The 8,969-nt window shown below is 73.4% G+C and carries 9 protein-coding genes; 2 read left to right on the top strand and 7 right to left on the bottom strand.

Annotated features, from left to right (window positions below):
* Positions 1 to 122: 122 nt before the first annotated feature.
* Genes LCD35_RS29125 through LCD35_RS29115 form a run of 3 tightly spaced genes read right to left on the bottom strand, consistent with a single transcriptional unit; the run spans position 123 to position 3,695 of the window.
* Entirely contained in the window at positions 123 to 2,297 is a 2,175-nt protein-coding gene (locus LCD35_RS29125; RefSeq protein WP_225045267.1) for a xanthine dehydrogenase family protein molybdopterin-binding subunit, read from the bottom strand.
* Positions 2,297 to 3,256 (bottom strand): xanthine dehydrogenase family protein subunit M, encoded by a 960-nt coding sequence (locus tag LCD35_RS29120; protein WP_224957775.1) that lies wholly within the window; start codon positions 3,254 to 3,256, stop codon positions 2,297 to 2,299. The genes LCD35_RS29125 and LCD35_RS29120 overlap by 1 nt, the downstream gene beginning before the upstream one ends.
* Entirely contained in the window at positions 3,243 to 3,695 is a 453-nt protein-coding gene (locus LCD35_RS29115) for a (2Fe-2S)-binding protein (protein WP_224957776.1), read from the bottom strand. The genes LCD35_RS29120 and LCD35_RS29115 overlap by 14 nt, the downstream gene beginning before the upstream one ends.
* A gap of 219 nt (positions 3,696 to 3,914) precedes the next feature.
* Between LCD35_RS29115 and LCD35_RS29110 the strand changes: the two genes are divergently transcribed.
* Both LCD35_RS29110 and LCD35_RS29105 read left to right on the top strand, forming a co-directional pair.
* The gene (locus LCD35_RS29110; protein WP_224957777.1) at positions 3,915 to 4,493 is read left to right on the top strand and encodes a TetR/AcrR family transcriptional regulator; all 579 of its coding nucleotides are present in this window, start codon (positions 3,915 to 3,917) and stop codon (positions 4,491 to 4,493) included.
* A 147-nt stretch (positions 4,494 to 4,640) separates the two neighbouring features.
* Positions 4,641 to 5,474, top strand: a complete 834-nt coding sequence (locus LCD35_RS29105; RefSeq protein WP_225045266.1) for an alpha/beta fold hydrolase — start codon at positions 4,641 to 4,643, stop codon at positions 5,472 to 5,474.
* A gap of 209 nt (positions 5,475 to 5,683) precedes the next feature.
* Here the strand turns inward: LCD35_RS29105 and LCD35_RS29100 are convergent, their stop codons facing one another.
* From LCD35_RS29100 to LCD35_RS29085, 4 genes are all read right to left on the bottom strand, one after another.
* On the bottom strand, positions 5,684 to 6,316 hold the full coding sequence (locus tag LCD35_RS29100; protein ID WP_224966718.1) for a hypothetical protein: 633 nt from the start codon (positions 6,314 to 6,316) through the stop codon (positions 5,684 to 5,686).
* Complete coding sequence (locus LCD35_RS29095) at positions 6,313 to 6,660, bottom strand: PadR family transcriptional regulator (protein WP_224957780.1); 348 nt, start codon at positions 6,658 to 6,660, stop codon at positions 6,313 to 6,315. The genes LCD35_RS29100 and LCD35_RS29095 overlap by 4 nt, the downstream gene beginning before the upstream one ends.
* Positions 6,661 to 6,787: 127 nt before the next feature.
* Positions 6,788 to 7,855 carry a beta family protein gene (locus LCD35_RS29090; protein WP_225045265.1) on the bottom strand — a complete coding sequence of 356 codons (1,068 nt, stop codon included), beginning with the start codon at positions 7,853 to 7,855 and terminating at the stop codon, positions 6,788 to 6,790.
* Positions 7,856 to 8,073: 218 nt separating this feature from the next.
* Positions 8,074 to 8,853: an isocitrate lyase/phosphoenolpyruvate mutase family protein gene (locus tag LCD35_RS29085; RefSeq protein WP_224957784.1), complete on the bottom strand. Its 780-nt coding sequence runs from the start codon at positions 8,851 to 8,853 to the stop codon at positions 8,074 to 8,076.
* Between the last annotated feature and the right edge of the window lie 116 nt (positions 8,854 to 8,969).

Below are 8,969 nucleotides of genomic sequence, written 5' to 3'. Positions count from 1 at the left end.
CCGGCCGCCGCGCGCCCCCGGGGCCGCGCGGGTGGCGCCCGCTCCGCGCCCCCCCCCCCCCCCCCCCCCCCCCGCCCGGGGGGGGGGGGCCGCCCCCCCCCCCCCCCCCCCCCGGGGGGGCTTCAGTCGTCGAGGAGGTCCTCGATGGTGATGGGGATGTGGCGGACGCGGGTGCCGGTTGCGTTGTAGATCGCGTTGGCGATCGCGGCGGCCAGGCCGACGGTGCCGATCTCGCCGACGCCCTTCGCCCCCACCGGGTTGTGCAGCGTGTCCGGGTGCTCGATGAACTGCACATCGATGTCGGGGATGTCCGCGTGCACCGGCAGCAGGTACCCGGCGAAGTCGCCGTTGGCGATGCGGCCGTTCGGCTCGACCTCCATCGCCTCGTGCAGCGCCGCCGAGACGCCCCAGATCATGCCGCCGCTGAGCTGGCTGCGGGCCGCCTTCTCGTTGACGATCCGGCCCGCGTCGAACACCCCGAGCAACCGGGACACCCGCGCCTCCCGGGTCCAGCGGTGCACCCGGACCTCGCAGAACTGGGCGCCGAAGGAGCTGAACGAGTGCTTGGTCAGCTCCTCCCCGGGCGCGGTGGAGCCGGTCGCCGACAGGGAGTCGCGGCCCACCGCCCGCAGCAGCTCGCCGAACGGCATGCTCCGCCCGTCGGCGAACACCTGCCCGTCCGCGTAGGTGACCTCGGCGCCCTCGAACGGCGCGCCCGGTGCGGCGGCCAGTTCCAGCAGCGAGTCGAGCACCGTGGAGGCCGCGAGCATCACCGAGGAACCCGCGCTGGCGGTCGCCGTGGAACCGCCGGACATGCCGCCCGCCGGGAGCGAGGAGTCGCCCAGCTTCGGCATCACCCGCTCCGGCGCGATGTCCAGCGTCTCCGCACCCACCAGTGAGAGCACCGTCAGCAGCCCGGTGCCCGGGTCGGCGCCGCTGGTGGCGACCTCCGCCCTGCCGTCCGCGCCGAGCGTGACCCGCACCGAGGCGGGGAAGCGCAGCGCCGGGAACATGGCGGTGGCGGTGCCGAGCCCGACCAGCCAGTCGCCGTCGGTGCGCCCGTTCGGGGTGCGCTGGTCCCAGCCGAACCGCTGCGCGCCGATCCGGAAGCAGTCGTCGAGGTACTTCGCCGACCACTGCAGGTCCTTGCCGGGCGGCGCGATCGAGTTGTTCCGCAGCCGCAGCTCGATCGGGTCCATCCGCAGCGCCACCGCGAGCTCGTCCATCGCGCTCTCCAGCGCGAACGACCCGGGTGCTTCGCCGGGGGCGCGCATGAACGTGGTGGGCGGCAGGTTCAGCGGCACCATCTTCTGCCGCAGCGACAGGTTCGGGGTGGCGTACCACTCGCGGGAGGTGCCGTGCGAGGTCGGTTCCACGAAGGAGCGGTCCGCGCCGGTGCTGCACCACGAGTCGTGCCGCACCGCGACGAGCGTCCCGTCCGCGTCGGCGCCGAGCGAGACCTCCTGCACGGTGGCGGCGCGGCCCGCGGTGGCGGTGAACACCTGCTCGCGGGTCAGCGACGCCTTCACCGGCCTGCCGAGGTCGCGGGACGCGGCCGCCGCGAGGAACGCGGGCGCCGAGGTGCGGCCCTTGCCGCCGAACGCGCCCCCGACGTACGGGTTCACCGCGTGCACGCGGGAGATCTCGACCCCGAGCGCCATCGACAGCTCCGCGGCCTGCATGTCCGACGCCTGTGTTCCACTGTGGATGGTCAGTCCGGTCGAATCCCAGTACGCCACGGCCGAATGCGGTTCCATCGGTGCGTGGTTCTGCGCCGCGGTCGAGTAGGTCTCGGACACCACCACGGTGCTGGCGGCGAGTGCGTCCTCGATGGACTCGACGCCGTCGGCGAGGATGTCCAGGGACGGCCCGCCGCCGTGGCCGGAGGTCGGCGCGTCCTCGGCGGTGACGAGCCCGTCCGCCAGCGAGGTCAGCGCGGGCCGCTCGTGGTACTCGACCTCGACGAGCAGCGCGGCGTCGCGCGCCTGCTCGAAGGTCTCGGCGACCACGAACCCGATCGGCTGCCCGTAATAGGCGACCTCCTTGTCCTGCAGCGGAACCCAGGTGTCGCCGAACGCGGGCAGCGTCGGGGTGCCCAGCTCCAGCGGGTCGAACGGCGAATACGCGGCGAGCACCCCGGCGGCGGCGCGGGCCGCGGTGAGGTCCATCGACGCGATCTCGCCGTGCGCGATGGTGCTGAGCACCAGGTATCCGTAGGCCATGCCGGGCAGGTTGTGGTCCACCCCGTACTTGGCCCGGCCGGTGGCCTTGACCGGCCCGTCGAGTCGGCTGGGCATCAGCGGTTCCCCTCGGTCAGTTCGAGCAGCGCGCGGATCACGGTCCGCTTCAGCAGGGCCGGTTTGAAGCCGTTCGCGCCCCGCGTCCGGGCGCCCTCGCCCGCCGCTCCGGCGGCGTGCTCGAAGGACTCCTCGGTGGCGGGTGCGCCGCGCAGCGCCTCTTCGACGGTGTGCAGCCGCCACGGCACGGTGGCCACGCCGCCGACGGCGACCCGGGCGTCGGCGATCCGGCCGTCCCGCACGTCCAGGGCGACGGCCGCCGAGCACAGCGCGAACTCGTAGGACTGCCGGTCGCGCACCTTGACGTAGGTGGAGTTCGCGGCCCAGTCCAGGCGCGGGACCACCACCTCGGTGATCAGCTCGCCCGGCCGCAGGTCGTTCTCGGCGTCGGGGGTGTCGCCGGGCAGCCGGTAGAACTCGGCGAGCGGCACGGTGCGCGCGCCCTCGGAGCTCAGCAGCCGCACCTCGGCGTCGAGCGCGGTGAACGCGACCGCCACGTCGCTGGCGTGGGTGGCCAGGCAGGAGTCGCTGGTGCCGAGCACGGCGTGCATCCGGTTCGCCCCGTCCAGCGCGGGGCAGCCGCTGCCGGGTTCGCGCTTGTTGCAGGGCATCGCGACGTCGCGGAAGTAGGTGCAGCGGGTCCGCTGCAGCAGATTCCCGCCGATGCTGGCCATGTTCCGCAGCTGCTGGGAGGCGCTGAGCAGCAGCGCCCGCGAGATCATCGGGTAGACGCCCGGGTGCGCCGCGACGTCGCTCATCCGCTCCAGCGCGCCGATCCGCAGCCCGTCGGCGGCGTCGAGGCCGCGCAGCGGCAGCTCGTTGATGTCCAGCACCCGCTGCGGGGTCAGCACGTCCAGCTTCATCAGGTCGACCAGCGTCGTGCCGCCCGCCAGGAAGGTGGCAGGTTCCGCGGTGGCCGCTTCGACGGAGGCGGGGGTGGTGAGCTCAAACTGTCGCATCGGTGCCCTTAGCTTGGTCGATCGCGGCGATGATGTTCGGGTAGGCCGAGCAGCGGCACAGGTTGCCGGACATGAACTCGCGGACGTCGGTGACGTCCTGGTCGATGGCCGCCTGGGCCGACATGATCTGCCCGGAGGTGCAGAACCCGCACTGCATGGCGTCCTGGTCGACGAACGCCTGCTGCAGCGGGGTCAGCTCCTCGCCTTCGGCCAGACCCTCCACAGTGGTCACCGGTGCTCGCACCGCGGCCGCGAGGGTGAGGCAGGAGAGCACGGGGCGGCCGTCGACGTGCACGGTGCACGCACCGCACTGGCCGCGGTCGCAACCTTTCTTGGGGCCGGTGATGTCGAGCCGTTCGCGCAGCGCGTCCAGCAGCGTCACGCCGGGTTCGGCGTCGAGCTGCTCCTGGCTGCCGTTGACTTCGAGTGAGATGTGCAAAGGAACTCTTTCTCCGCTGGAACCGCGCCCCGGAGCCGGGCGGCATGATGTGGTGGGGTGGTGGCCACGTCGCGCACGACGCCGCGCCGGGAACCGGATAAAAATCCGCTGTCCTCATCGAGGCTAGCGGATTAGTATCCGGTCGGCAAACATGCCTAGGCGCGGTCTTTTCACGCAGGTCAGGAGGCTCTCGGGGGCGGAGCGGAAGGGGAGGGAACGATGAGCACGGGAGCGGTGAACCACCGGCGCGCCGACACGCGGCGCAACCACGAGCTGATCCTCGCGGCCGCCGCCGAATCGCTGACGAGCTGCGGCGAGGTGTCGTTCAACGCGATCGCCAAGCATGCCGGAGTCGGTGTCGGCACCGTCTACCGCCACTTCCCGGCACCGGAGGACCTCATCCTCGCCGTCTACCAGCGGGAGGTGCGGCACCTGGTCGAGGTGGTGCCCAGCCTGCTGGAGAACCACCCGCCGGAGCAGGCGTTCCGGGTGTGGACCACCGACCACCTGGCGCACTACATGATGACCAAGCGCGGCCTCGCGAACGCGCTCAGCGCCGCCACCGCCGCCCGCGGCGAGCTGCCCAAGACCGCGCACGAAGCACTGGTCGGCTCGGTGGCCACGCTGCTCGCCGCCAACGTCGAAGCCGGGACCGTCCGCGCAGGCCTTGACCCCGAGGTGGTGCTGCGCGGCCTCGGCGGCCTCCTCTTCCTCGACCAGCGCGGCCCCTGGCGGGCCCAGACCGAAGCCCTCATCGACCTGCTGTGGCGCGGAATGTCCCGCTGCTGCGGGCGCTGATCCAGGACTCGCGCCGAGCTTCGGGAGGGTCGGAACCGGTCGCGCGGGCGCTCCGCGCGGCGCTCCGGCACGGCCGGAGGTTTGGTGCGGCGGCCGAGAGGGCATGCGGATGGCGCGCAACCGGCATCGACCGCACCGGAGGAGCCCATGCCCGCCGTCACCGTCGGGACCGAGAACGGCAGCCCGATCGAGCTGCACTACGAGGACCACGGCTCCGGCCCGCCCGTCGTGCTGATCCACGGCTGGCCGCTCAGCGGACGTTCCTGGGAGCCGCAGGTCCCGGTGCTCATCGACGCGGGGTACCGCGTGATCACCTACGACCGCCGCGGTTTCGGCCGGTCCTCCCAGCCGTGGGGCGGGTACGACTACGACACCCTGGCGGCCGACCTGCACGCCTTGCTGGACCACCTCGACGTGCGCGGGGCGACGCTCGTCGGGTTCTCCATGGGCGGGGGAGAGGTGGTCCGCTACCTCGGCACCCGCGGTTCCGGCCGGGTCGACAAGGCCGTGCTCGCGGCCGCGGTGCCGCCGTACCTGCACCGGACCGCCGAGAACCCGGACGGTGGCCTGGACGACGCGACGATCGCCCGGTTCGAGGACGGGGTCCGCACCGACCGGATCGCCTTCCTGGAGGGCTTCACCACCGACTTCTTCTCCGCGAACGGGCGGCTGCTGGTCAGCGAGCAGCAGCGCGCCCACGCGCAGACGATCGCGTCCTTCGCGTCCCCGAAGGGCACCCTGGACTGCATCGCCGCGTTCGGCCGCACCGACTTCCGCGGCGACCTCGCCGAGATCACCGTGCCGACCCTCGTGATCCACGGCGACTCGGACGCCATCGTGCCGTTCGAGGTCAGCGGGCGGCGTTCCGCCGAGGCGCTCGCGAACAGCGAACTCGTGGTGGTCGAGAACGGTCCGCACGCCATCAACGCCTCCCACCCCGAGCGGTTCAACGAAGCGCTGCTGGGCTTCCTCCGCGGCTGAGGTCGGCAGCGGAACCGGCCCGGGGGGCGGGGGGGGGGGCGCGGGGGGGGGGGGGGGGGGGGGGGGGGGGGGGGGGCGCGCGGCGGGGGGGGGGGGGGGGGGGGGCGGGGGGGCCCCCCCCGGGGGGGGGGGGCCCCGCCGGGGGGGGGGGGGCCCCCCCCCCCCCCCGCCGGGGGGGGCGCCGCCCCCGCGGGCGGCAGGCATTCCCGTCAGCTCCGTGTCGCGAACCAGAGCTTGGCGAGGGCGACGACGACGAGGACCCCGATGACGCCCTGCACGACGAAGCTGATCACGTTGACCGCGAACAGCGGTCCGGTGGGCAGGTTGCAGAGTTCGGAGAGGACCAGGGCCGCGGGCCAGGAGGCGATCAGCAGCGCCTTCTGCCGCCGCGACCAGGAGCGGTTCACGGCCACGAGCACCGTGCCGCAGAGCCAGGCCGCGAACGAGAGCACGATGGCGGCGGCCGCGGTGGCGCCGTTGATCTCCCAGTCGGGGTCGGCGTCGAAGCCCGCGGACAGCGCCATGAGGCCGCCGATGAGGTAGGTGAGCGAGCAGGCGCCTGCCAGGGCGAGGCAGGCCAGCGCTGCGGCGAGCACGGAACCCTGCCGGGCGGATTGCGCGCGGCCGGGCTCGACACCCGCCTCCGCGGCGACCTGCTCGGGGGTGCCCATCCGCTCGATGGCGTCGTCGACGGTGGCCGCGTCCGCGTCCGGGCCGACGCTGGCGTCGAAGTGCTCGTGCACGCCGGCGATCACGTCGCGGCGGACGGAGGCGGGTGCGTCGCGCAACAGGTCGTTGAGCTCTTCCAGGTAGCTGTGCACGCGGGCGTGGGTCTTGGTCACGATCGTTGTTCTCCTGTCATGGCGGAATCGACGGCGTTGCGGAAGGTGGACCAGGTGCTGCGGAAGGTGGCCAGCGCCGTCCTGCCCTCCGCGGTGAGCGCGTAGTAGCGGCGCGGCGGGCCGGAGGTGGACTTCACCTGGCTGGTCTCCACGAGTCCCTGCCGCCGGAGGCGTGCGAGCAGCGGGTACAGCGTTCCCTCGCTCTGCAGCAGGATGTCGTGCTCGCCGAGCCTGCGCGCGATCTCCAGGCCGTACAGCGGTTCGACGTCGACCATCGCGAGGATGCAGTACTCCAGCACTCCGCGGCGCAAGTGGGTGAGCACGCCGCTCTCGTCTAGAACCATGCCACGCAAGGTACCGGCAAGATCGGCGGCGCGCAAAGCCACCCCCCGGTTCGGGCGCGGTGGTGCGGCGGTGTCCGATGGAGTCCACATCGGACACGTCGGTCCCGTGCGGACCCCCGGGCTCCCGCTACGCGGCGTGGGCGGCGAGGTAGGCGAGGTGGTGCGATGTGGCGAGCGCGGGCGGCTTGCTCGTCGCGCCGAGCCCGCTGCCCCGGCCCTCCGCCGCGTCGAGAATTTCCCGGTCGCCCCAGGAGAATTCGGGCCCCGCGTACCCGTCGGACTCGACGAGGTTCCGGCACACCGACCGGACGGTGCGCGCCCGCCCGCTCTCCGCCTCCACCGCGCCGTCCGCGACCGGTTCCCGCTCGCGCGAGTACAGCCAGTGGTCCGGGCAGGAGTACCGGAGGGCGACGTGCTTGCTGCGATACCCCTCGCCGATCACCGGGTGCGCGATGCCGTAGTCACCGAGCCGGAGGTCGGTGCGCCCGTCCTCGACCAGCCAGCGCCACAGCCGCTCCTCGACGCGCGGCTGCTCCCAGAGCGAGGTGCGGTCGAGCGACCGGGGGATGGAACCGCTCAGCACGCTGACCGATCGGAACGGCCCGCACCCGGTCGCGGCACCGACCGCGGCGGCGGCCCGATCGACGACCCGCGCGGGCAGCTCCGGCAGATAACCGAGATCGACGATGAGATCGAGGTCGGCGGGGACGACCCGCAGCCCGTCGAGCAGCCGCTCGACCACGTCCCGATCCGCCGCGGCCGTCCCGATCCGCAGCGCCCCGCCCGCCCCGAGCTCCTGGCAGAGGCGTCCGAGCACGGGGAGCTCGGCAGCGGTCGCGGTGCCGCGGACGACCGGGAGGAACGGAACCGGCACCTGCTCGTCGAAGAGGTCCACCGGATGCGCCAGCCGGTCGGCCAGTTCCCCGAGCGCGCCCACCGGGCCTGCCCCGAACCCGGGTGCGCCGGTCACTTCGGCGGCGTCGACCATGATCGTGCGGCCGAGCCCGTGCAGCCGCCGCGCCACCGCCTCCGCCCCGTCCAGCTGACCCGCCGGTGTCGATCCGTTCGGGATGAATTCGAGCAGCGGCTGCACGCGCTCGACGTGCGCCCGCTCGTCCACGGCGTGGAGCGCGGCGAACTCGCCCTGCTTCGCGCGGAGCACGACCAGCGCTTCGAACCCCCCGGAAGTGGACACCGGCCCTCCCGCCGCCGACCGCGAAGCCCCACAGCACCGCCAGCGTAGGCAGCTCGAGCACCGCGGAGCATCCGCCGCGAGCGTGACGTCCGCGGTGCGGCGGAGCGGTGCGCTCAGCCCGGCATCACCGCGCACCCGGCGGCCGGGCACGCTCCGGGCTGGCAGGCGGTGCGGGTGCCGACCGCGCGGACACGGGAAAGGGCCGCGCACCCGAGGCGTCAGTTGAGCTTCCGGGTCCCCTCGGGGAGGCCGCCGCCGGCGTAGACATCCTCGGCCAGCTCGGCGAGCGCGGTGAGCGCCACGTTCTGGCTCCACGGCCCGTAGGACACCCGGGACACCCCGAGCCGCTGCGCGGTCTCCAGCGGCACCGAGCCGGGCACGCCGATGATGTTCACCTTCCGCTCGCCCAGTTCCGCGACGAGCCGGGAGATCTGGTCCTCGGTGAGCTTGCCGGGCGCGAAGAAGTTCGACGCGCCCGCGTCCAGGTAGGCCCGGCCCCGGGTGATCGCCTCGTCGAGCACCGCCTCCGGGTCCCGGTCGCCCGCCTTGAGGAACGCGTCGGTGCGCGCGTTGAGCACGAAGTCCACCCCGGCCGAGCGCGCGGCGGACACCGCGGCCTCCACGGCCCGCACCGCCTCGTCCAGCGGTTTCATCTGGTCTTCGAGGTTCGCGCCGACGGCGCCGACGTCGATGGCGCGGGCGATGGTGCCGCCCGGGTCGCCGTAGCCGGCCTCCAGGTCCGCGGTCACCGGCAGGTCCCCGGCGACGCGCACGATCAGTCCGACCTCGGCGATCATCTCGTCGCGCGGGATCCGCTCCCCGTCGGGGTAGCCGCGGGAGGCCGCGATGCCGTGGCTCGGGGTGGCCAGCGCCTTCGTGCCCGGGGTCTCGGCGACCACCTTCGCGGTGATCGCGTCCCACGCGTTGACGACGAGCAGCAGTTCGGGTGCCGCGTGCAGTTCTTGCAGCCGTGCGGCCTTCTCAACGGTCGATGTCATGTGAACTGCCTGCCTTCCGAACTCGTGTTGCGTAGCACTCGGGTGGCGGAACCTCAGCGGTTCCCCCGCTGCGGGATCGATGTCACCGGTGGCTCCGCCACAGGAGAAATCGCTGT

The sequence above is a fragment of the Saccharopolyspora sp. 6V genome, from assembly GCF_020176785.1.
Lineage (GTDB): Bacteria > Actinomycetota > Actinomycetes > Mycobacteriales > Pseudonocardiaceae > Saccharopolyspora_C > Saccharopolyspora_C gregorii.
The sequence above is the reverse complement of the archived record's forward strand: the minus strand, read 5'-3'. Positions and strand labels throughout refer to the sequence as shown.